General features: G+C 37.1%; 22 protein-coding genes. 17 read left to right on the top strand and 5 right to left on the bottom strand.

The genetic code is table 11. From position 1 onward, the window contains the following. Positions 1-122: 122 nt before the first annotated feature. The 4 genes from ACSHWW_RS08525 to ACSHWW_RS08510 are packed head-to-tail and all read left to right on the top strand — an operon-like array spanning position 123 to position 2,866. A complete protein-coding gene (locus tag ACSHWW_RS08525; protein WP_435682019.1) occupies positions 123-692 on the top strand; it encodes a hypothetical protein in 570 nt (189 codons plus the stop codon). Positions 693-700: 8 nt separating this feature from the next. Beyond that, entirely contained in the window at positions 701-1,336 is a 636-nt protein-coding gene (locus tag ACSHWW_RS08520) for a hypothetical protein (protein WP_435682018.1), read from the top strand. Beyond that, on the top strand, positions 1,329-2,126 hold the full coding sequence (locus ACSHWW_RS08515) for a sensor histidine kinase (protein ID WP_435682017.1): 798 nt from the start codon (positions 1,329-1,331) through the stop codon (positions 2,124-2,126). Before ACSHWW_RS08520 ends, ACSHWW_RS08515 begins: the two co-directional genes overlap by 8 nt. After that, positions 2,123-2,866 carry a LytR/AlgR family response regulator transcription factor gene (locus tag ACSHWW_RS08510; RefSeq protein WP_435682016.1) on the top strand — a complete coding sequence of 248 codons (744 nt, stop codon included), beginning with the start codon at positions 2,123-2,125 and terminating at the stop codon, positions 2,864-2,866. Before ACSHWW_RS08515 ends, ACSHWW_RS08510 begins: the two co-directional genes overlap by 4 nt. A gap of 3 nt (positions 2,867-2,869) precedes the next feature. Here the strand turns inward: ACSHWW_RS08510 and ACSHWW_RS08505 are convergent, their stop codons facing one another. After that, a complete protein-coding gene (locus ACSHWW_RS08505) occupies positions 2,870-3,475 on the bottom strand; it encodes a DNA-3-methyladenine glycosylase (protein ID WP_435682015.1) in 606 nt (201 codons plus the stop codon). A gap of 56 nt (positions 3,476-3,531) precedes the next feature. Here ACSHWW_RS08505 and ACSHWW_RS08500 point away from each other — a divergent pair, with 56 nt between their 5' ends. Together ACSHWW_RS08500 and ACSHWW_RS08495 are read left to right on the top strand one after the other, a co-directional pair. Next, positions 3,532-4,374 (top strand): OmpA family protein, encoded by an 843-nt coding sequence (locus tag ACSHWW_RS08500; protein ID WP_435682014.1) that lies wholly within the window; start codon positions 3,532-3,534, stop codon positions 4,372-4,374. A 345-nt stretch (positions 4,375-4,719) separates the two neighbouring features. Further along, positions 4,720-5,853 (top strand): DEAD/DEAH box helicase, encoded by a 1,134-nt coding sequence (locus ACSHWW_RS08495; protein ID WP_435682013.1) that lies wholly within the window; start codon positions 4,720-4,722, stop codon positions 5,851-5,853. Positions 5,854-5,945: 92 nt separating this feature from the next. Here ACSHWW_RS08495 and msrB (ACSHWW_RS08490) read toward each other — a convergent pair whose 3' ends face one another. Together msrB (ACSHWW_RS08490) and msrB (ACSHWW_RS08485) are read right to left on the bottom strand one after the other, a co-directional pair. Then, on the bottom strand, positions 5,946-6,332 hold the full coding sequence (gene msrB / locus ACSHWW_RS08490; protein WP_435682012.1) for a peptide-methionine (R)-S-oxide reductase MsrB: 387 nt from the start codon (positions 6,330-6,332) through the stop codon (positions 5,946-5,948). Between the two features lie 34 nt (positions 6,333-6,366). Then, on the bottom strand, positions 6,367-6,885 hold the full coding sequence (gene msrB, locus ACSHWW_RS08485) for a peptide-methionine (R)-S-oxide reductase MsrB (RefSeq protein WP_435682011.1): 519 nt from the start codon (positions 6,883-6,885) through the stop codon (positions 6,367-6,369). Positions 6,886-7,239: 354 nt separating this feature from the next. Here msrB (ACSHWW_RS08485) and purE point away from each other — a divergent pair, with 354 nt between their 5' ends. The 5 genes from purE to ACSHWW_RS08460 all read left to right on the top strand — a co-directional run bounded on the left by purE (position 7,240) and on the right by ACSHWW_RS08460 (position 11,090). Then, the gene (gene purE / locus ACSHWW_RS08480; protein WP_435682010.1) at positions 7,240-7,734 is read left to right on the top strand and encodes a 5-(carboxyamino)imidazole ribonucleotide mutase; all 495 of its coding nucleotides are present in this window, start codon (positions 7,240-7,242) and stop codon (positions 7,732-7,734) included. Continuing rightward, positions 7,727-7,966 carry a hypothetical protein gene (locus ACSHWW_RS08475; protein ID WP_435682009.1) on the top strand — a complete coding sequence of 80 codons (240 nt, stop codon included), beginning with the start codon at positions 7,727-7,729 and terminating at the stop codon, positions 7,964-7,966. Before purE ends, ACSHWW_RS08475 begins: the two co-directional genes overlap by 8 nt. Positions 7,967-8,048: 82 nt before the next feature. After that, positions 8,049-10,106: a M3 family metallopeptidase gene (locus ACSHWW_RS08470; protein ID WP_435682008.1), complete on the top strand. Its 2,058-nt coding sequence runs from the start codon at positions 8,049-8,051 to the stop codon at positions 10,104-10,106. 171 nt (positions 10,107-10,277) lie between these two features. Next, the gene (locus ACSHWW_RS08465) at positions 10,278-10,844 is read left to right on the top strand and encodes a sigma-70 family RNA polymerase sigma factor (RefSeq protein WP_435682007.1); all 567 of its coding nucleotides are present in this window, start codon (positions 10,278-10,280) and stop codon (positions 10,842-10,844) included. Continuing rightward, positions 10,845-11,090 (top strand): hypothetical protein, encoded by a 246-nt coding sequence (locus ACSHWW_RS08460; protein ID WP_435682006.1) that lies wholly within the window; start codon positions 10,845-10,847, stop codon positions 11,088-11,090. A gap of 266 nt (positions 11,091-11,356) precedes the next feature. Here the strand turns inward: ACSHWW_RS08460 and ACSHWW_RS08455 are convergent, their stop codons facing one another. After that, on the bottom strand, positions 11,357-11,935 hold the full coding sequence (locus ACSHWW_RS08455; RefSeq protein WP_435682005.1) for a hypothetical protein: 579 nt from the start codon (positions 11,933-11,935) through the stop codon (positions 11,357-11,359). A gap of 429 nt (positions 11,936-12,364) precedes the next feature. On the opposite strand from ACSHWW_RS08455, the gene gcvP reads away from it, so the two are divergent. Together gcvP and ACSHWW_RS08445 are read left to right on the top strand one after the other, a co-directional pair. Beyond that, complete coding sequence (gene gcvP / locus ACSHWW_RS08450; protein ID WP_435682004.1) at positions 12,365-15,205, top strand: aminomethyl-transferring glycine dehydrogenase; 2,841 nt, start codon at positions 12,365-12,367, stop codon at positions 15,203-15,205. Positions 15,206-16,006: 801 nt separating this feature from the next. After that, on the top strand, positions 16,007-17,065 hold the full coding sequence (locus ACSHWW_RS08445) for a 3-oxoacyl-ACP synthase III family protein (RefSeq protein ID WP_435682003.1): 1,059 nt from the start codon (positions 16,007-16,009) through the stop codon (positions 17,063-17,065). Between the two features lie 387 nt (positions 17,066-17,452). On the opposite strand, the gene ACSHWW_RS08440 is transcribed toward ACSHWW_RS08445, so the two are convergent. Further along, entirely contained in the window at positions 17,453-18,193 is a 741-nt protein-coding gene (locus tag ACSHWW_RS08440) for a peptidylprolyl isomerase (protein ID WP_435682002.1), read from the bottom strand. Positions 18,194-18,231: 38 nt separating this feature from the next. On the opposite strand from ACSHWW_RS08440, the gene ACSHWW_RS08435 reads away from it, so the two are divergent. From ACSHWW_RS08435 to ACSHWW_RS08420, 4 genes are all read left to right on the top strand, one after another. Next, the gene (locus ACSHWW_RS08435; RefSeq protein ID WP_435682001.1) at positions 18,232-18,831 is read left to right on the top strand and encodes an NUDIX hydrolase; all 600 of its coding nucleotides are present in this window, start codon (positions 18,232-18,234) and stop codon (positions 18,829-18,831) included. Between the two features lies 1 nt (position 18,832). After that, positions 18,833-20,653: a T9SS type A sorting domain-containing protein gene (locus ACSHWW_RS08430; protein WP_435682000.1), complete on the top strand. Its 1,821-nt coding sequence runs from the start codon at positions 18,833-18,835 to the stop codon at positions 20,651-20,653. A 76-nt stretch (positions 20,654-20,729) separates the two neighbouring features. Further along, positions 20,730-21,533: a lysophospholipid acyltransferase family protein gene (locus tag ACSHWW_RS08425; RefSeq protein ID WP_435681999.1), complete on the top strand. Its 804-nt coding sequence runs from the start codon at positions 20,730-20,732 to the stop codon at positions 21,531-21,533. Positions 21,534-21,558: 25 nt separating this feature from the next. Continuing rightward, on the top strand, positions 21,559-22,326 hold the full coding sequence (locus ACSHWW_RS08420) for a hypothetical protein (protein WP_435681998.1): 768 nt from the start codon (positions 21,559-21,561) through the stop codon (positions 22,324-22,326). Positions 22,327-22,351 lie beyond the last annotated feature (25 nt).

The raw sequence follows: 22,351 nt of genomic DNA, 5'->3' as shown, positions 1-22,351 counted from the left end.
GTGACATGGAGCAATCCTGTTGCGCTGGTTCTCTAATTAAAAATAACAACTCACTTTTAACATAGCAATACTAACAATTGTTAAAAAACATATACCTTTAAAAACTAACCAATCTCATTATTATGAAAACTAAACAAATTACTTATTTATTACTTGCTTGTATTGTTGTACTAGTCACCGCTTGTAACTGGCCGATAGGTGGCCATGATGATGATGTTGAACCAAAGGAAGTCCCACTTGTAAATGAATGTAGTGATGGAAATTGTCCAGAATTAGACTTCTCTTCAAATCCCTCGAGAATTGAGAGATCAGTAGCCGTTACTAGAGATTCACTTTATGGAGCAACTCATTATGCAGTACACGGTGATTCACTCACAGACAATAGTGGAGTTGTTTATCAAGATTATCGTGAATTCAACTTTAACGTAGAAAACATGAGATGTTACCTAAAATATATAGAAGAATATGGCGATAGTCTTGGATATACAAACATAGGTTTACGTGCATACATAGGTTCCAAAGATTTAGGCAACGGCAAAATAGTGTCTAGTATATTTTTCCTTCCAAGTGGAATGCCTCCTAGCGATCCTACGGCGATGCAAATTTATCCAGTACCACCAAATATTCCTGGAGCTGACGGATTTAATGTAAGTACATCAGGTATGCCTCCATTAGGAATTACAAATCCATAGAAACTACAATGAATTACACATATTATTTCATTTCTACAATCCTATGTGCTATATGCCTTATTACAGCTACTACAGTAGCTATAATAAGGTTTAAAGCTCTCTGGAATTCAAAAGAAAAAGTAATAATTGTACTATTATTCACTACGGTAATTCTAGAATCCATAGCAAACTATATCCTCTGGAAGTATTGGAAATCAACAGCTAGGATTACAGACACCTTAAGTTTTATTTCAATATTATTAATTATATGGTGGTTTTATCTATACTTGAAAAACAAATGGTTTGCTATATTTTCAATAATTTTAGTTATTGCAGCCTTCATTTTAGACCTTACCTATTATCATAATTTAAAAACACAATTCCCACTCAATAGCATAGCGCGAGCAATTGTTGTGCTATCTTCCGTATTTCTTTTATTAAGAATGTTACTTTTAATTGATATAGATAATAATCTTAAAAAATTAAGACCTTTTTGGATTTCAATTGGACTACTTGTTTATCATGTTACAGTAATGGCATTAACGCTTTTTTTACCTAAACTTACTAGATTAGATTGGGAAATGAATTTTGTAATTAGTATGATTAATATAGTTTTATATGGATGTATTACTTATGCACTTAGTCTAAATGATCAATATGAGTGATAATTTAATATTTATAAGCGGCTTTCTAATTATTGTTATAACATGTGTCGGTATTTTAAGTCTATTCATCACCTTCAACAACCGTAAAAACCAACTTTTACAACAACAACTAGAAGATCAACTAGCAGCTCAAAAGAAACAATATGAGAGCGAGCTGAACGCACTACGCAGCCAGTTGAATCCGCATTTTGTGCATAATAGTTTAAATGCTATCCAATTCTATATTCAAAGAAACGAAGTAGAAATAAGCGAAGACTACCTCACTAAATTCTCAAAATTAATGAGGCTTTTCTTTGATTATTCTCGCACCAAAACAATAACACTCAAAGAAGAAATAGCCTTCATTAAAAAATACCTAGATATTGAAAAACTAAGATTTGAAGATAAAATATCTTATACAATTAATGTCGATCAATCATTACAAGTTAATGACCTTAGCATCCCGACTATGTTGTTGCAACCTATGTTAGAAAACTCCGTGAATCATGGTATTTTTCATAAAACAACCTCTGGCAATATTGAAGTAAATTTTAAAAAAACTCCACAAGAAAACAAATACCAAATCATCATAAAAGACGATGGTGTAGGAATCAACAGAACTAAAAAACACAATAAGCAAACTACTGGTACTGCAAAGGCTCATTCCAGTGCTGTGTTTGCAGAACGATTAGAAATTTTAAACGATAGCGGTGACTGGAACATCTCCTACTCTATTCAAGATCGCTCAGAACTGAATGATGGTACAGGAACAATCGTGGAACTAAGGATTCAAAATTTAACGGACTTATGAGCATTAAAACCATTCTTATAGATGATGAGCCTAAGGCTATCGCTATACTTAAAAATAAAATTGAACGCTTCTGTCCAGAGCTGGAAATAGTTGCTACTATCGAGAAACCTGCTCAAGCATTTGATATTATTAATGAACTACAGCCTCAACTGGTTTTTATAGACATCGCCATGCCTGGCATGAGCGGATTTGACGTACTGGAGCAATTTAAAAATCCGCAGTTTGAGATTATTTTTGCTACTGCATTTGATCAGTATGCGCTGGATGCTATTAAACAATGCGCCATAGGATATCTAGTAAAGCCTATTGATAATGAAGACCTTGTAGAAGCAGTCACTAACGCAACGATAAATATTGAGCAAAAAAATGCACTCTTAAAGAATAAACAACTACTGGAAAACATAAGTCAAGAAAACTTCCAAAAAAAGAAGATTGTCATTCCTTCTACTGACGGTCTTGAGTTTGTAAAAGTGAAGACCATCACTCATTGTGAAGGCGTGGACGGTTACACTAAAATTCATTTCACGAACCACAAACCCATTCTCAGTTCTAGCAGCATAGGTCACTTTAAAAAACTCCTTACACATCCCGATTTTTACCACATCCACAAATCCTACGTTGTAAACACCACACACATTGTCAAGTATTTAAATGATGGCTATGTAGTATTAGCAAGTGATGCTACCATTCCTGTTGCCCGAGCTAAGCGTGCTGAGTTTTTAGAGCGATTCCGTGGTTAAAAGCTATCGCTTGCTCACAAATTGACTGGTACTCAGGTAAAATCGCCATGGCAGGTCTTTATCCTCACCAGCATAGTCTATTCCTATTCTAGTGGTTGTTATGATATCGCTTTCGCGTAAGCGTGCTAAACCATCTTCCTCAATCCATACTTCATCACCAGTTAAATGAGCACCATAATGCGATTTATGCAACCCAAAAGCCTTGCTGAAATTCCCAGGTCCAGAGGTCAACGTTTTATCGAGTTGAGACTTATTACGCCTGTCGAGCATGACCTTAATTCCATCGATAGGTTCCACGGCACGTACAAGAATAGCGTCTGCATTTCCATTTGTATTTGTGATGATATTGAATAAATGATGAATGCCGTAGCATAAGTACACATAAGCCACACCACCAGGTTCATACATGATTTTAGTGCGGTCTGTAAAACGGCCTAAGTGTGCATGGCAAGCCTTATCATCATAACCTCGATAAGCCTCAGTCTCAGTGATCATACCGCTGGTCAACTTACCGTTTATATTACTCACTATTTTCTTCCCTATTAAATCTTTGGCAAGATGTACCACATCGGTTTGCTGATAATAAGAAAGAGGTAGTTTTTGTGACATGGGATATAATTAAAACACTAATTTAAGAAGCCTAACGTTTGCCTATTGTTATGAAGATGATAAAATACTTTTTCTTAATTCTTTCTGTGGTGGTTACCGCTCAACAAAAGACAGAACAGTTTTCGGTATATTTTGATACTGACAGTGCAGTTTTAAAGGAACAATCGCTGAATAAAATCGATACTTATATTACTAATTCTGAAAATTCTAAAATTACAAACATCTTCTTATCAGGTTATTGTGATGAGCGTGGTAGTATTGCCTATAACGAACAACTAGCATGGAAACGAGTCTGGTCTGTTATTGATTATTTAAAACCCAATTATGCCTACGGAGCATTTAGCGAGCAAGCCGTAGGTGAAATTCAGTTGATGTCCAATTCAAATATCCAGCAACAACGTGCCCAAAACAGACGCGTAGATATAACGATTACCTATGAAGAAGAACCTGCGCCAGAAGTAGAAGCTGTAGCCGTTGCTACTGATACCATCGAGAAATACCGCTCCTATGACATTCTTAAAGACAGTCTTGAAGTAGGTGATAAATTGGTTTTTAATAATGTTATTTTTTATCCAGGTCGTCATGTTTTAAGGGAATCCTCCTATCCAGTTATGGATTCTATCATCAATTCTTTATTGCTTCATAAAAAATATGAAATAGAAATTCAAGGGCATATTTGCTGTCTTGCAGCTGGAGTATATGGTCGTGACATGGATACGGGACAGTGGAATTTATCTCAAGCCAGAGCTGAACAAGTGAAGCGTTTTATGGTAAGATATGGCGTAGCGGCAGATCGACTTACCACTATAGGCAAACAGGCCAACTTTAAAACAGGAAAAGGAGATTACTACGATCGTAGAGTTGAAATTCATATCACCGGAATACGGGAAGAGGAATGAGGTTGAACTTGAAATCGAACTTGAACTTGAACTCGAAAGTGAAATCGAACCATATAAGCGAGGTCTGAGGCTCTCGAAGACCGAATTCTATATATCAATCTACAATAGCAAAGTCTGAGGTGTCACACTGAGCCTGTCGAAGTGTTCTCGAAGACCTTTTTAAAAACAAAATCAAAACCAAAATCAAAATCAAACCACAAAAGCGAGGTCTGAGGTGTCACACTGAGCCTGTCGAAGTGTTCTCGAAGACCGAACTTGAAGCGAAAGTCAAGATCTGTTATAAAACTAATACTCCTTCTAAGCACTCTAAAAACCAACTATCTTTGCAAAGAATAAATTCATCTTATGTCTTTTGAATCCTTAGGATTATCTAATCAGTTACTTTTTGCTTTACGAGAAAATCAATTCTCACATCCTACTCCAATACAAAAACTGGCGATTCCAGAAATAGTAAAAGGTAAGGACGTTCTTGGTATCGCAAAAACAGGTTCTGGTAAAACCATGGCTTATGCCCTACCACTCTTACAACGATTAGAAGGAACCGAATCTGAAAATAGACATATTACCGCATTAGTACTCGTTCCTACACGTGAATTAGCAGCACAAGTGAGTGATGTTTTTATTCCGTTTTCTAAAGCGCTTGCTAAGCCTTTAATTACCATGGCTGTTTATGGAGGAACATCCATTAATACGCAAATGCGTAAGATGAATAACGTAGATATTCTTATCGCTACACCAGGAAGGTTATTAGAATTGATAGAATCAAACGCTGTTCACTTAAAAGATGTCAAAGCGCTAGTTCTAGACGAAGCTGATAAAATGCTTAACAAAGGTTTTAAAATCGAACTGGATCAGATTATAAAATTGATGTCCAATAAAAGGCAAAATCTATTATTCTCTGCAACTCTTAGTGATGATGTTTCTGACTTAACACAGCTTCTTCTTAATAATCCTGTAACAGTATCTGTAGAAGAAAAAGAGGAAGATATTTCTCTTATCAAACAAATAGGTTACCGAGTTCAAGAAGGTAAAAAAGGAGCCTTATTAAGACATTTAATGAAAGAAAAGGAAATGACACAAGTGTTGATTTTCTGTTCCTCTACGTATCAAGTAGATCATGTAAACGATAAGCTTAAAAAGAATGGTATTGCCTCAAAAGCTATTCACAGTAAGAAAAGTCAAGGTGCGAGAAACTCAGCGTTAACCGAATTTAAAACTGGCGAACTAACAGCTTTAGTAACTACAGACCTACTTGCTCGTGGTATCGACATTGAGTTCTTACCTTATGTCATTAATTATGAATTACCACGTTCTCCTAAAGATTTTGTCCACCGTATAGGAAGAACTGGCCGTGCTGAAAATACTGGAGAAGCCATAACATTCATCAGTACCGAAGAAGCACACCACTGGCGCGTCATCCAGAAGAAAATGAAAATCAAAGTCTGGACTGAGGATTTACCAGAGTGGAATCCGAAGTAAGTAGATAGGATTTAGTAGGCAGTCTTTTTTTTAGTGTGTCTAAAAAAGGCTAGATTTTAATTTAAGTTTAGATTTAGGTTTAAGTTTTAAAACTAAGAACCTTTCTTAAAATCCACACTCACGCTATTTACACAGTGTCTTATTCCTGTAGCCGTAGGACCGTCATTAAAAACATGTCCTAAATGACTGCCACAATTAGCACACATGATCTCAGTACGTATCATTCCGTGCGTTACGTCACGTTTGCGCATGATGGCACCTTCAATTTCATCATCAAAAGATGGCCAGCCACAACCACTATCAAATTTAGTTTCGGATTTGTATAGGTCATTTCCACACGCGGCGCAGCTGTAAGTCCCATCTTCATAATGAGTATTGTATTCACCTGAAAAAGGTCGTTCTGTTCCTTTTTCTCTTAGTATTCTATATTGCTCTGGAGTGAGTTCTCTTTTCCACTCTGCATCAGTTTTTTCTATCATGATGATGTTTTAATTACGCTTTCGCGAAACTCAACTACTTATTTAACGCTGGAATAGCCTGTCCTTGAGGAATAAATTCTAACGCTACTCCATTAATACAATGACGTTTCCCAGTCGTTTCTCTAGGTCCATCATTAAATTCATGTCCTAAGTGGCCACCACAAGTATTGCATTTCAATTCAGTACGTGCGTAGCCTAATTTATAATCCACATCGCGTTCTACTTGTCCTTCAATGGCACGATCGTAACTAGGCCAACCGGTTCCTGAGTCAAATCTATGCTCGTTCTTGTACAAAGGCGCATTGCAACCGGCACATATAAGTGTTCCTGCTTCATATTGTTTATTTAATGGACTCGTGTTAGGTCTTTCTGTTCCAGCACGGCGCAGCACTTCAAACTGGGCAGACGTTAATTCCTGTCGCCATTGTTCTTCAGTCTTTGTGACTTCATAAACTTTTTCTTGATCTTGAGTATCGTTTTGAGCTATTTCCTTAGGTGCTGTTTTGCAACCCAAAGTCATTACGGCTACTATTAATAAAATTAAATATTTCATGTTGTTCATTTGAGTAAAGTTACGAGATTATACGCATAACGGTTCTTTAAGATATGTTAAGTGTTATGTCGATAGTATCACAGAATCATTGCAAATGGTTAACGGTTATCTGTTGTAGGTTGTTAAAATCAAGTCCAACTTTAGTCGGCATTATAGAAGAACTCCGCAGGCGACTTAAGAAATTATAGCGGCGGAATTCTTTCCGCCATTGAGCACCAAAGAACCTAGAAGGTAATGAGAAATAATCTATCGTGTTACCTCACGGGTAGAACCTGTATCACGTGTAGATCGACAACTTTAAAAAACACTGCTTAATAGAACCTGGTTTAGACTCAAAATAATTACTTTTATCACATGAATAAAAAAGTAGCTGTTATCATGGGATCAACCAGCGACTTGCCAGTAATGCAAGACGCTATTGATGTGTTGAAAGAATTAGGAATTGAGACTGAGGTTGATGTGGTGAGTGCTCACCGCACGCCTGAGAAAATGTTTGAATTTGGTAAAACCGCTCATAAAAAAGGTATCGCAGTCATCATTGCTGGTGCTGGTGGAGCCGCTCACTTACCTGGAATGGTAGCGAGTTTATCGCCTTTACCTGTAGTAGGTGTTCCTGTAAAATCATCTAATTCTATAGACGGATGGGACAGTGTACTTTCTATTCTACAAATGCCAGGTGGAGTTCCCGTAGCAACAGTTGCACTTAATGGAGCAAAAAACGCTGGAATTCTTGCAGCTCAAATCATTGGCGCTACTCAAGAAGATGTGCGAGAACGTATTATCTCTTATAAAGAAAGCCTAAAAGAAAAAGTAACACGAGCTGCCCAAGAGATGCGCGATAATGAGTAAACCTTTTCAAATTGCTTCCATCATAATCATTGTATTAACGGTGCTTTGGTTTTTTATTTTTGGAATTGATAAATACACGCCGCAGTGGCAATATCTCGCTGCTGGCGGGATTCATTTCTTGATGGCGATTGTCATAAATCGGCAATTTGTAAATGCCCAATACAACTACCTCGGTTTCATACATATTATATTCATGATTGCCTTGGGCGGTTATGGGTATTTTTTCGCATAACAATTTTTTGTTTAATCTTTAGATTCAAAAGTTTAACAATTTAATTAGAACAAATTGACTTTTGAGGACTAATTTTACTATTATGAGTGATAAAAATCCATTATTACAAACATTTGACACCTATCTAGACACAGCACCATTTGATGTGATTAAGGAAACGCACTATGAAGAGGCTTTTGACAAGGCGATTCAAAAAGCACGTGAGGAAATAGAAGCTATTATTAACAATAGCGACGTACCTACTTTTGAAAATACTATAGAAGCACTTGACGCATCTGGAGATACATTAAGTCGCGTTTCCAGTATATTTTTTAACCTGAATAGTGCCGAGACTAATGATGAGATCCAGCGCATAGCTCGTGAAGTAAGTCCTAAGCTATCACAGTTCGGTAATGACATAACTTTAAATGAGGATTTATTCAAGCGTGTAAAAGCGGTTTATGACTCTAGAAACACACTGGATTTAAATGCAGAACAATCCACACTATTAGATAAAAGATACAAAAGTTTCTCTCGCAACGGAGCAAACTTAAATGAAGATAAAAAATCCCGCTTACGCGAAATAGACAGTGAACTATCACAGTTGACCTTAAAATTTGGCGAGAATTTACTAGCTGCTACAAATGCGTTTGAACTGCATTTAAAGGATGATTCTAGACTAGCCGGATTACCAGAAAGCGCCAAAGAAGCCGCAGCAGAACTAGCTAAATCTAAAGATAAAGATGGCTATTTATTCACACTAGATTATCCTAGTTACATCCCAGTAATGACCTATGCCGATGATCGTGAATTGAGAAAAGAAATCTCAATGGCTTTTGGTTCCAAAGCTTTTAATGACGAATTTGATAATCAAGAAAACGTTCTTAAAATCGCAACATTGCGTTATGAGAGAGCACAATTGTTAGGTTATGAAACGCATGCACATTTTGTGCTAGAAGAACGCATGGCCATGACACCAGAAAAGGTGATGGAATTTTCAAATGATATTCTTGAAAAAGCAAAACCTGCCGCAGAGCGTGACTTTGCGGCACTTCAAAACTTTGCCATAACGACCTCTTCAAAATCTGACCTTAGTGAAACAATCACTTCATTAGAAAAATGGGATGCCGCTTATTATGCCGAAAAGCTTAAAAAACAACTTTTTGAACTTGATGATGAGCTTCTTAAACCATATTTCAAGCTAGAAAATGTCATCGATGGAGCGTTTGAAGTTGCAAATCGTTTATTCGGTTTGAGCTTTGAAAAGACAGATAAGATTGATAAATACCACGAAGACGTGATGACCTACGAGGTAAAGAATGAAGACGGAAGTTTGAATTCTATTTTCTATGCAGATTTTTTTCCACGTAAAGGAAAACGCAATGGTGCCTGGATGACTTCATTTAAAAGTCAGTATGTGGAAAACGGTAAGAATCATAGACCGCACATTTCAAATGTTTGTAATTTCACTAAGCCTACTAAAACCAAACCTTCACTTCTTACCTTTAATGAAGTAACGACATTGTTTCATGAATTTGGTCATGCACTGCACGGTATGCTCGCAAACACTCATTACCGAAGCTTATCGGGCACATCGGTATATTGGGACTTTGTAGAATTACCTAGTCAGATTTTAGAGAACTGGTGTTATGAAAAAGAAGCGCTAGAGATTTTTGCAAGACATTATGAGACTAATGAAGTGATACCGCTAGAATATATCGAGAAGATTAAAAAAGCGGCAAATTTTCAAGAAGGATTACAGACTTTAAGGCAATTGTCTTTTGGAATGCTTGACATGAGCTGGCATGGGATTAACCCAACAGATATTACTAATGTAAAAGCACACGAGAGAACCATTTTTGAAAAAACAGACTTGTATCCAGATGTTCCTACCAGTTGTATGAGCACCTCTTTTGGTCACATTTTCCAAGGTGGATACAGCGCAGGATATTACAGCTATAAATGGGCCGAAGTCTTAGATGCTGATGCTTTTGAAGTATTTAAAGAAAAAGGGATTTTTGATAGAACCACTGCCACAAGCTTTAAGGATCACATATTATCAAAAGGAGGAACTGAGAGTCCTATGTTATTATATAAACGCTTCCGCGGAAGCGAACCTAAAATAGACGCCTTGCTTAAAAGAGCTGGATTAGTCGCATAGAGATTAACGATTAACGATTAACGATTAACGATTAACGATTAACGATTAACGATTAACGATTAACGAAATTCAAAAAATAATTTTAGTGCAAGCTCATTTGAGAATAGTTTAAAAAGATAAAAAAGTTTCAGCATTCACTAAGGCTGCGAAACGGAAATCTAAAAAACAAAAATGCCAGAAATAAAACTCATACCAGAAAAATGGGTAGATCGCTACGGAGACTACCTTTTTAATTTCACCATATCGCGTATCAATGATCCGATAATGGCTCAAGATCTGGTATCTGAAACTTTCCTGGCAGGATTAAAAAGTGCTCATCGATTTAAAGGAGAATCTACAGAACGCACTTGGTTGATTTCCATACTTAAGCGCAAGATTATAGATCAATACAGAAAATCCAATTCTAAAAAAGGAAAGGCCGAAGTGCGTATGAACTACTTGAGTAGTGGCGACCAAGATGGCGACTGGATGGAAGAGAAAGTGAGAGACTTGCGCAATCCAAATATTGAAGACGAGATTGAACAAAAAGAATTAGGCGAAGCTTTAAATGAATGTATTGCTGCATTACCTGAACGATATGCTACTATATTTGTACAAAAAACGATTGATAAATTAGATACCGAAACAATCTGTAAGGAACACAACATCACGGCGTCAAATTTATGGGTAATCATTCATCGTGCAAGAATACAATTGATGGAATGCCTTAATAGTAAATGGTACAATAAAGATTCATAAATGGCTAAATTTTTCATCTCCTGCGACGAGGCAAGCATCTTAAGTACCAGAGACCAGTATAACGACCTTTCTCCTAAGGAAAAATTTAGGCAAAAACTGCATCATGGACACTGTCTAGGTTGTAGAAGTTTTGATAAAAAATCCAGATTGTTCTCAAAAACACTTAACGGTTTAGGTTGGGTCAAACTTTCAAAATCTCAAAAAAACTCCATTAAAGAGAGATTAAAAGATGCCATGAGGAAGTGATTCTACTCATTATCAATTCATATTCAATGCAAAACACCCTTTCATATGAGGGAAGATAAGAGTTGGGTGTGGTGAGTAAATAGATTTCAATTCAAAACAACAAACAACGCAAAACACCCTTTGCCTATCGGCATTTCCCTCAAGGGAAAACTATAATAACACCATTTTAATCCTAATAATTCGTTCTTCCCCTAAATGAATCATCTTCCCTTGAGGCTCGCCTGCCGATAGGCATGGGAAGACAGGAGATGGGTGTTCGCTATGATTTAAAAAACCCAATACAATCCCAACCACAATATAGGAATCGCTTCTACAAAGAAACTAGCGTAGTAGTCAGATTTGACCTTGTCAGAGAACCAGATGGCAAGAATTGTAATCCCAATGGTAATACTAAATGGTAAATTTATTTTGGGAATAGGATAAAAGTACACGTGATAATCTCCTAACCAGTCGATTGAAAACGAAATTAGTAATAATACAATCCCTAAAATCTTAGTTTTATGGACTCCTATTTTCTGAGGTAGAGTTTGTAAATCCTCACGATCATAATGTAAATCTCTAATTTCAAAAGGAATACATAAAGCATAAATAAAAAAGAAAACGCTTGAAACTTGAGTTAGCAGTATTCTATTGTTATACCCATTATCATCAGTAAAAACAGCTTTAGGGGCAGAAATGGAATATTCTGGCAGTGCAAAAAGCACTAACATCCAGCAAACAACCACGGTTAGTAGCTTAAGCGTTGGAAAGTCCCGCAAAGTTCTATTTCCTATCCACGGTATGGCATAAAATGCGCTTAACAATCCCATAATTCCAACCACCAACCACACGTGATAATTTTCCATCGACAAGCAATAAATACCTATCAATGAAAATAATAGCGAGCAAATTATTATGGCCGTTTTGAAACTAAACGGCTTTACTAACCATATCAGTTTACCGTACTTTATAAAATTATAACCTATTAAAATGGCACAAAACGATAAGATAAACAAGGAATTTGGTATGAGATAACTTCCGTTTAAGGATATTGCCTTAAACAACGCCACAAAGCAAACCGCCACATGCAAACTACTGCGTATATAAAAATCTAAAACAGTTTTCAATAAGCTCATAGATCAAATTTACTGCACATAGTTAATAACTAGCTTAAAAAGGTTGAAAAATACATGCTTTTACCACCTAACAACTGTTAGTTTAAATCTCATAAACGACTACTTTTGCAATGAGTTCAGGAAGAATTCAATATCTTAAAAATAGACCACATAAGTACTATGAATACAGATCGTTTTGCCCTTAGACATATCGGACCACGCAAGGCAGACCTTGCACCCATGCTAGAAAAAATAGGAGTAGACTCCATAGATCAACTCGTTTATGAAACTGTTCCAGCAAATATACGTTTGCAGCAAGATCTTCAGTTAGATCCAGCGATGAGCGAGTATGAATTCTTGAGTCATATTAAAAAATTAGGCGATAAGAACAAGCAATTTAGATCTTATATAGGTATAGGATATAACGCACCTATCACGCCTGCTGTAATTCAAAGAAATATTCTTGAAAACCCAGGATGGTACACGGCTTACACACCATATCAGGCAGAGATTGCTCAAGGACGTCTAGAAGCGTTGTTGAATTTTCAAACCATGGTGACAGATCTAACTGGAATGGAGCTTTCAAACGCCTCATTACTAGATGAATCTACCGCTGCGGCTGAGGCAATGACGCTTCTTTTCTCTGTACGTGAACGCGCACAGAAAAAGGACAATGTTGTTAAATTCTTTGTAGATCAGGACTGCTTACCACAGACTAAAGAATTATTGAAAACTCGTGCGATTCCGCTAGGGATTGAGCTTGTAGAAGGAAATCCGCAGGAGATGGATATGAATGCTGGTTACTATGGTATTTTATTGCAATATCCTGGAGCTAGTGGAAATGTGGTGGATTATACCGCTTTCGCGAAAAAGTGTCAAGAAAACAACATACGTATCGCCGTAGCAGCAGATATTCTTTCACTTGTATTGCTAGAAGCACCTGGACATTGGGGCGCAGATGTAGTTGTAGGAACGACACAGCGATTTGGGATACCGCTAGGATATGGTGGACCACACGCAGCATATTTTGCAACTCGTGAAGAATTCAAAAGACAAATCCCAGGTCGTATTATAGGTGTTACTAAAGATACTGATGGGAAACGTGCATTACGCATGGCTCTACAAACTCGTGAGCAACATATAAAAAGAGATAAAGCAACTTCAAATATTTGTACCGCGCAAGTATTACTGGCAGTAATGGCAGGAATGTATGCGGTTTATCACGGTCCTCGTGGATTGAAGTTTATAGCAAATAAATTACACGCTCAAACAGCAACTCTTGCAGACGCTGTTGAAAAACTAGGAATTTATCAGACTAACGAGAACTTCTTTGACACACTTAGTTTCAAAGTAGATGCTGAGGCTGTTAAAAAAGAAGCTTTAAAATTAGAAATCAATTTCTACTATCCAGATGCAAACACAGTCCAGGTTTCTTTAAATGAGACGACTTCACTTGCAGACTTGAATGATGTTGTATCTGCTTTCGCGAAAGCGGTGAACAAAGACTTCTCTCCTATCACAGAATTGATCGAGAACACACACTTAGGTGAAGGACGTCAAACGGATTTCATGACCTATGAGGTATTCAACTCATACCACTCTGAGACTGAGTTGATGCGTTATATCAAGAAATTAGAGCGCAAAGATCTAGCGTTAAATCATTCCATGATTGCACTAGGTTCTTGTACTATGAAATTAAATGCAGCGGCAGAGATGCTGCCACTTTCAAATCCACAATGGGGAAATATCCACCCATTTGTACCGCTAGATCAAGCGGCTGGTTATCAAGAAATGTTGAAGAAATTAGAGTTGCAATTAAATGAAGCGACTGGTTTTGCAGGGACTTCTTTACAACCTAACTCTGGTGCGCAAGGAGAATTTGCTGGATTAATGGCCATACGTGCATATCACCACAGTCGTGGAGATCATCACAGAGATATTTGCTTGATTCCGTCCAGTGCTCACGGGACAAATCCTGCAAGTGCAGTAATGGCTGGAATGAAAGTAGTAGTTACCAAAGCTCTTGAGAACGGTAATATAGACGTAGATGATCTACGTGAAAAGGCAGAAAAGTATAAGGACAATTTAAGCGCGTTAATGGTGACTTATCCATCAACTCATGGAGTTTATGAAAGCGCGATTAAAGAGATTACGGGATTGATTCATGAAAATGGTGGTAAGGTATATATGGATGGTGCAAACATGAACGCGCAAGTGGGATTAACTAATCCTGGAAACATAGGAGCCGATGTTTGTCACTTGAACTTGCATAAAACATTTGCCATACCTCATGGTGGTGGTGGACCTGGAGTAGGTCCTATTTGCGTGGCGCCTCAACTGGCTCCATTCTTACCATCTAATCCTATCGTTCCCACTGGTGGCGACCAAGCGATTACACCTATTAGTGCAGCACCATTTGGTAGTGCACTAGCATGTTTGATTTCTTATGGTTACATATGTATGCTAGGTGCTGACGGATTGAAGCGTTCTACTGAGTATGCTATCATCAATGCCAACTATATTAAAGAACGTTTAAAAGGTTCTTATGAGTGTTTATATACTGGTGAAAAAGGTCGTGCTGCTCATGAGATGATCATAGACTGTCGTCCATTTAAAGAAAACGGAATCGAAGTAGTGGATATCGCAAAAAGATTGATGGATTATGGTTTCCACGCTCCTACCGTATCATTTCCAGTTAACGGAACAATGATGATTGAGCCTACTGAGTCTGAATCTAAGGAAGAAATGGATCGTTTTTGTGACGCCATGATTTCTATAAGAGAAGAGATTAAAACTTGTCAAGCCGACGAGCCTAATAATTTGTTGAAGAACAGTCCGCACACGTTACAAATGATTACGAGTGACGATTGGGATTTACCTTACACCAGACAACAAGCTGCTTATCCACTAGAATATGTAGCAGACAATAAATTCTGGCCATCAGTACGCCGTGCAGATGATGCTTACGGTGACCGTAATTTAATGTGTACTTGTGCTCCTATGGAAGAGTATATGGATTAATTAGGTTTTGGGTTATTGGGTATTAGGTTACTGGGTAATTTGTAATTAATATTGAATTCCGAATCAGCTAATTGTTGATTCGGATTTTTTGTTTCAATAGTTTAAGTTTGTTTAGATGGAAAATAATGATTTGATTATAGATTTAAAATCTCAAATAAAATGGTGGGAATCTAAGCGATGGATTTATAATTTAGCATTACTAATAGCAGGTTGTATTGCAATATATGACATCCTTAATTTCATAGATTATAATTGGTCGTTTCAAGATACTTTTGGAGTAATCATATGGACTACAGGTGCAAACTTATTTTATTCCGCTGGGTTGTTAATTGAGATATTTGATTTTTACTATTTTAAAAATAGACTAAAACTCTATAGATTAAGGTGGCTACTTTTTGTGTGTGGATTATTGTTGGGAAGCTTATGGACATTGATTACTCCGTATACCATAATGTTTCCAAACCATTATTTTTAATTCTATTAGAATTTGTTTTTAAGAAAGAAAATCAAAATTCGGTTCTTGAAAAATAGTCGCAGGAAACTTAGATAACTGATTCCTCATTAACAAGTTAAGTTTGTCCATTGAGATATACCATTCCAAATCCCACTTTTGTTGATTCGGTTTTTTAATTTTTAAAGAGCTTAAAGTCAATTTACTATGCAGCGCATTGTATTATCCGCAACGAAAACGTTGTAATGCCGACAGATTCTTAAACTTTGAAAAACTTCTATATATTAACTTCTTAATTACTAGGAATGCATAACATTATTCACTTTTTTTGTTTACACAAGTAAATTATAATGAGAGCAAAAATTACAGGAGTTGGTAGCCATCTACCAGATGTAGTACGTAAAAATGAAGAATTCATGAATCATGAGTTCTTAAATAATGATGGTAGTTCTTTCGGTAGTGATAACGCGACGATTATTAAAAAATTTGTTGCTATTACTGGTATTGAAGAACGTCGTTACATGAATGACAACCTAGTAACTAGCGACATTGCAACATTTGCAGCTCAAAAAGCAATCGCCGATGCCAATCTAGATCCTGAAACTTTAGACTATATCATTGTAGCTCACAACTATGGTGACGTACAAGCAGATGGTAGTTCTAGCGACATGGTTCCTAGCCTTGCCAGCCGTGTAAAAAACAAACTTGGAATTAAGAATCCAGGTTGTGTGGCTTATGATTTACTATTCGGTTGTCCTGGATGGGTTCTCGGAGTTACGCAAGCTGACTCATTTATAAAATCTGGACTTGCAAAAAAAGTGCTCGTGATAGGAGCTGAAGCGCTTTCACGTGTCGTAGATCCACATGATCGTGATTCTATGATTTATTCAGATGGTGCTGGAGCAGCAGTTCTAGAAGCAAGTCATGATGAACATGGTATTTTAGGACAAACTACAGCAACATATACCGAAGAAGAAGCATACTTTATCTTCAACGAGACTTCTTATAATAAAGACTTACAAGACAAAACTAAGTACATTAAAATGTACGGTCGTCGCATATATAACTTTGCACTTTCTAAAGTTCCTGAAGGAATGAAAGCTGCTATGGAAGATGCTGGCGTAGATATTAAAGAATTAAAAAAGATTTTCATCCATCAAGCTAACGAGAAAATGGATGAAGCTATCGTAGAGCGTTTCTACAAACTCTACGACATGGAAGTTCCTACAGACATCATGCCTATGATCATTCATAAATATGGAAACAGCTCTGTAGCAACAGTGCCTACCGTTATGGATCTAGTCGTACGCGGTAAAATGCCACAACACAAAGTTGAAAAAGGCGATGTAGTCATGTTTGCCAGTGTAGGTGCCGGAATGAACATTAACGCGATTGTTTATCGTTATTAAGTGTTTAGTGTTTAGTATTTAGTATTTAGTATTTAGTATTTAGTATTTAGTATTTAGTATTTAGTTAAAAAAACGAAATGTTAGTTCGAGTTTAGCCTGGAACAGTTTAAAATAATTGAAAGTTTTAAACAGCAATAACCTCGTTATCTCTGTTATCACGTTTGTTTGAGCGCAGCCAGCCTACAGGTAAAGAAAGGTCGATAAACAACTGAGAACTCATAACTATATCTCGACTTTCGCTCGATATTGCAAAGTCGTTTAATTAAAAAGTTTGAAAACTGAGACTGCGATTGAAAACTAAAAAACTGACTATTACATTTCAATATCAAGCAAAGCGAGATATTGAAATGAACCTGCCTACTGCCTACTAAAAACTGCGACTGAAAACTACTCCACCACACTCATCTCAATATAAATGTCCGTCTTAGGCCAGTCGCGAGAATCTTTCTCAACTTTTGAAATTGCCTCGGCGACTTTCATTCCTTTTGTGACACGACCGAAAATTGTATGTTCTCCATCTAAGTGAGCTGTAGGACGCAACGAGATAAAAAAGTCAAATGGATTGTGCCAGTTTTCGGGATTATTTTCCCAATACTTAGCACTGCTCAAAGTTCCATAATCATGTTTCACGCCTGGTAAAATATGCATGGGTAATTGATAGTTTCCCGCACTACCCTTTTTCTGTGCAGTAATCATGTTATCGCTATTTCCAGCTTGAACTATAAAACCTTCCACAGCGCGATGCACCACAGTCTCGTCAAAATATCCATTCTTAATTAAGAACAAAAAACTAGCTCGATACAAAGGTGTTTCTTCAAACAGCTCCATTTCTATATCGCCATAAGTTGTTCTCATACGCACCTTAGTTTCTGGATGCTCTTGAGCATATCGAGTAAAAAACACTTCAACACTATCCTGCGGTATATAGGGTAACAGCGTATCGCCTTTACTATTCAATCTACGTTGATAATATTGGGCCATTTTTTTCTCTTTGCGCTCTTTTTCAATTTGAGCCGCAGAGCGAGTTTCTTCAACTGGCGCTGTATCGATAATCTCATTTTGTGAGCTATCTTTACAACTATAGGATAAGAGTATCAACATTATTAAAAACAGACCTCTTGATTTCATTTGACGCGTTTAAGAATTCGGTATCAAAAATAAAGAAAATGCCACGACCAGGTTTTGCCGCACAAAACCAAATGGCTGCCGTGGAACGTCTGGATGAATTACAACGTGTAACATTGCAAAAGAAAACGCCACGACATGCTGCGGTAATGATGCTTATCTATCCGGTTAATGACATCGCACACTTTGTCTTGATTGAACGCATGGAATCTAAAGGCGCACACAGCGGCCAGATTGCTTTCCCTGGTGGACGCAAAGAAAAAGAAGACGCAAACGACTCTGTTACGGCGATTCGAGAAACTCACGAAGAAGTAGGCATCTATCCAGAGCAGCAAGAAATCATCACGGCAGGAACTCCTATATACATTCCTCCTAGCAACTATATGGTGGCTCCTTTTCTCGCTTTCGCGAAAGCGGAATTACAATTCACACCGCAACCCAGCGAGGTCAAATCGATTATAGAAATCCCACTGCACGAGTTACTCGACGCACAAAATGTACAGAAAATCACACTTTCCACAAGCTATATGAATGAAGTCACGGTGCCATGCTACAAGTTACAAAACCAAGTAGTTTGGGGCGCAACGGCCATGATGCTCGCAGAGTTTAAAAGTATGCTTCAAGAAAGTTTATCTTTATAACATGCGCGCATTCTATCACTTTTTAATTTTTCTATGCTCATGCACAGCAGTGATGGCACAAGAACGCGTTTTAGTCGATTTTGGTTCTACAAATGAAAGTTTAGCAAGTCAAGAATACATAAATAATATTTCATCAAGTTTCCAAAGTGGTTACTCAAACGGTGTACTATTATTCAATCAGCAAGGAATATCGTCGGGAATTAATTTACAAGTACATGATGCGTGGTTGAACATTAATACTACTGGAACCACTTCTCCCGACTATCAATTAGGAATTTCACAAAACAGCAGTCGTGATAGTTTCTTTGGAGCGACTGGAGTTTTTAATGGAAATACTGAAGCTACTGGTGGTTTTAAATTGAGGCAACTGGATCCTAATCGATATTATAGTTTTTCGTTTTTTGCTTCAAGAATGAACGTTACAGACAATCGGGAAACAGTATATACCATTACAGGTAACAGCACACAATCTGTTTCTCTTAATGCATCTAACAACAGTTCCCAAAAAGCCGATGCTTTTAACATGCAACCTAATGCTAATGGAGAAATAATCGTAACTGCAACCGCTGGAATTAATAATACAAATGGGTTTGGTTTTTATTATTTAAATGCACTTGAATTACAAATTTCAAGTGCTCCGATAACACAATTATCAACCGCTACAAGTTTGCAGCTTACTTATCCAACTGCTGCAGCCACTTGGGAAGTAGGAAAAACAGTTTCATTATTATGGAAAAGTGAAGGAATCCAAATGGTAACTCTAGAATATTCCATAGATGGTGGTAATTCTTTTACTTCTATAGCAACAGTTCCCGCTACAGATTCTAGTTATGACTTTACAGTACCTAATCAATTAAGTAACAACGCGATTATAAGATTAAGTAATGGTACTCAAACCATGGACTCTGCTCCTATTACCATAATTCCAGATGATGGAACGGTTTATAGAATAGTAGTTTTAGGTTCATCAACTGCCTCTGGAAGTGGTCCGTCTAATCAGTTTAACGCTTGGGTATGGAAATACCGTCGTTATCTAGAGCAACTGGATACTAGATATGAAGTGATTAATCTAGCGCAAGGTGGTTTTGCAACCTATAATATTCTACCTACTGGGACTTCTATTCCTACTGGAGTAAACAGAACGATTAATGTTAATAAAAACGTAACTAAAGCAGTCAGTCTAGGCGCTCACGGAATCATTATTAACTTACCTTCTAATGATGCTGCTAGCAGTTATCCAGTAACAGATCAATTACATAACTATGCATTAATTGCTCAAACCGCATCCCAAAACCAGATTCAGTTATGGGTAACGACACCACAACCACGCAATTTTACAGCAAATAGCACACAGGCTACTATTCAAAATCAAATGGTCACAGAGACTTACAATACCTTTGGAACAAACGCTGTTGATTTCTGGACAGGAATAGGTAACAGCGCTGGAAACCAAATTCTTTTACCCTATGATAGCGGTGATGGTGTTCATGCTACAAATGAAGCTCATCAAATATTTTATGAACGATTACTTTTAAAGAATATTCATGGTAGTATTAAAAATGCCGTTGATGCCTCTTTAACCATAGCTCAAATTGAGAAACCATCGATAAGCTTACATCCTAATCCTGTACATAGCCGTTTGTTCATCACTACTGATGCAGACATCAAAAGTATTCAAGTCTATAACCAATTAGGACAGTTAGTTTTAGAGAAGCGATCAAGCTTTTCCATGATCAATGTTGAAGAATTACAATCTGGTTTTTACATGGTGCATTTCCAAGTGGGAAATGAGGTGTATCACCATAGATTGCTCAAAGAATAGATGATTTTTTGAGCAAATTTGACTCAGATAAAGTCTCAATACCTATATTAGCTATCCCTTAAACTTAAACAACTCTATGGGATTATTTAAAAAAAATCCTTTCGGTCATATTCTTTGGATTAAACGATTCTTAATACGTGTTTTAGGTGCTTTATCACACCGTAGATATCGCGGTTTTAATGAACTAAACATAGAAGGAAGCGAGATCATAAGAGATTTACCAGATACTGGTGTGCTCTTTATATCAAATCATCAAACATATTTTGCAGACGTAGTGAGCATGTTTCACGTATTCAACGCAGCACTATCTGGAAGACAGGATACTATTAAAAATGTAGGTTACTTATGGAAACCTAAACTTAATATGTATTATGTCGCTGCAAAGGAAACCATGACCAGTGGTTTTTTACCTAAAGTGTTTGCTTATGTAGGAGCAATAACGGTTGAACGCACCTGGCGCGCAAAAGGTGAAGAAGTAAATCGTGCGGTAAATCCAGACGATACTAAGAATATAGGAATCGCGCTGGAAGATGGCTGGGTGATTACCTTTCCTCAAGGAACGACTAAACCTTTTAAACCTATTAGAAAAGGAACAGCTCATATTATAAAACAATACAAACCTATTGTGGTGCCTATAGTTATAGACGGTTTCCGTAGGAGTTTTGATAAAAAAGGATTGCGTATTAAAAAGCGTAATATTCTACAATCCTTTATCATTAAAGAACCTCTAGACATAGATTATGAAAACGAAAGCGTAGAATCCATCGTTGAAAAAATCGAGTATGCTATCGAGCAACATCCATCTTTCTCTAAAGTGATTCCGCAAGAAGAGCTGGAAGAAATGGAGAAACTGAACGAAAAGCGTAAGTGGGATTATTAATAGTCTCAAATAATTAACTCTTATCATGGAAGGATTTGGCGTTTTTCTAATTCTCATATTTATCTTATTAGCAGCAATTCCTATGGTGGGAATGTTCTTTTTTATAAGATGGATTATTAGAAAATCTTCACCTAATAAAGGACCAGAGCACGCACAAAATGAACAACAGCAGATGCTCGCACGAGTCGATTACATGAAAAAATCGCTCGTTCCATGGGGAAACCGCAGTTTTACAGACATTTCATCATACATGACCTATAAGTTCTCAAAAGGATTTGCGAGAAGACTGGTGGGAACCGTTTACTCTACTAATAAAGAACCTATCATGGCTTTCAGTCGTGTGGAACGTGGATTTAAATCAGACGGCTATTTCTTTGTAGGCTCAACAAATTTCAACCTTTCTTATCAAGTGGTGGATGATAACATTAACGTCATTCTCAATAATGAATCATTAGGAAGAATTACCAGTTCTGGAGAAATAACTGACCATCATGGGAATTTCCTAGGAACGGCAAAACATCCTACAAAAGTTTCGATCCATACAGGTAGTATGAGATATAGATTTGGTGACTCTACTTATGAGGTCGTTCTCAATAATAAAAGACTGGCGACTATCTATGTTGCACCTAACTATGCCGATTTTGAGCACGGGAATTTCTCTCAAAACTTTAATGAAAACGCCATAGGACAACCTATCATCGCGTTACTAGAAACTCCATCTCCTGAGGAAGAAAAGTGGTTGCTCGCAATAGCAGTTCTAGAAATTGTGCATCACGGTCACTGGATGATTTAAGAGTTGTGTGATTATGGTGGATACG

The sequence above is a fragment of the Nonlabens sp. genome (assembly GCF_051251825.1).
GTDB lineage: Bacteria > Bacteroidota > Bacteroidia > Flavobacteriales > Flavobacteriaceae > Nonlabens.
This window is presented reverse-complemented; position numbering and strand designations above follow the sequence as displayed.

Coding starts and splice junctions, on each gene's coding strand:
- msrB (WP_435682012.1), bottom strand. CDS start 6,332: ATGATAGAAAAAACTGATGCAGAGTGGAAAAGAGAACTCACTCCAGAG.
- ACSHWW_RS08500 (WP_435682014.1), top strand. CDS start 3,532: ATGATAAAATACTTTTTCTTAATTCTTTCTGTGGTGGTTACCGCTCAA.
- ACSHWW_RS08420 (WP_435681998.1), top strand. CDS start 21,559: ATGGAAGGATTTGGCGTTTTTCTAATTCTCATATTTATCTTATTAGCA.
- ACSHWW_RS08460 (WP_435682006.1), top strand. CDS start 10,845: ATGGCTAAATTTTTCATCTCCTGCGACGAGGCAAGCATCTTAAGTACC.
- ACSHWW_RS08435 (WP_435682001.1), top strand. CDS start 18,232: ATGCCACGACCAGGTTTTGCCGCACAAAACCAAATGGCTGCCGTGGAA.
- ACSHWW_RS08510 (WP_435682016.1), top strand. CDS start 2,123: ATGAGCATTAAAACCATTCTTATAGATGATGAGCCTAAGGCTATCGCT.
- ACSHWW_RS08465 (WP_435682007.1), top strand. CDS start 10,278: ATGCCAGAAATAAAACTCATACCAGAAAAATGGGTAGATCGCTACGGA.
- ACSHWW_RS08520 (WP_435682018.1), top strand. CDS start 701: ATGAATTACACATATTATTTCATTTCTACAATCCTATGTGCTATATGC.
- ACSHWW_RS08440 (WP_435682002.1), bottom strand. CDS start 18,193: ATGAAATCAAGAGGTCTGTTTTTAATAATGTTGATACTCTTATCCTAT.
- ACSHWW_RS08430 (WP_435682000.1), top strand. CDS start 18,833: ATGCGCGCATTCTATCACTTTTTAATTTTTCTATGCTCATGCACAGCA.
- msrB (WP_435682011.1), bottom strand. CDS start 6,885: ATGAAATATTTAATTTTATTAATAGTAGCCGTAATGACTTTGGGTTGC.
- ACSHWW_RS08470 (WP_435682008.1), top strand. CDS start 8,049: ATGAGTGATAAAAATCCATTATTACAAACATTTGACACCTATCTAGAC.
- ACSHWW_RS08445 (WP_435682003.1), top strand. CDS start 16,007: ATGAGAGCAAAAATTACAGGAGTTGGTAGCCATCTACCAGATGTAGTA.
- ACSHWW_RS08525 (WP_435682019.1), top strand. CDS start 123: ATGAAAACTAAACAAATTACTTATTTATTACTTGCTTGTATTGTTGTA.
- gcvP (WP_435682004.1), top strand. CDS start 12,365: ATGAATACAGATCGTTTTGCCCTTAGACATATCGGACCACGCAAGGCA.
- ACSHWW_RS08455 (WP_435682005.1), bottom strand. CDS start 11,935: ATGGAAAATTATCACGTGTGGTTGGTGGTTGGAATTATGGGATTGTTA.
- ACSHWW_RS08495 (WP_435682013.1), top strand. CDS start 4,720: ATGTCTTTTGAATCCTTAGGATTATCTAATCAGTTACTTTTTGCTTTA.
- ACSHWW_RS08475 (WP_435682009.1), top strand. CDS start 7,727: ATGAGTAAACCTTTTCAAATTGCTTCCATCATAATCATTGTATTAACG.
- ACSHWW_RS08505 (WP_435682015.1), bottom strand. CDS start 3,475: ATGTCACAAAAACTACCTCTTTCTTATTATCAGCAAACCGATGTGGTA.
- ACSHWW_RS08515 (WP_435682017.1), top strand. CDS start 1,329: ATGAGTGATAATTTAATATTTATAAGCGGCTTTCTAATTATTGTTATA.
- purE (WP_435682010.1), top strand. CDS start 7,240: ATGAATAAAAAAGTAGCTGTTATCATGGGATCAACCAGCGACTTGCCA.
- ACSHWW_RS08425 (WP_435681999.1), top strand. CDS start 20,730: ATGGGATTATTTAAAAAAAATCCTTTCGGTCATATTCTTTGGATTAAA.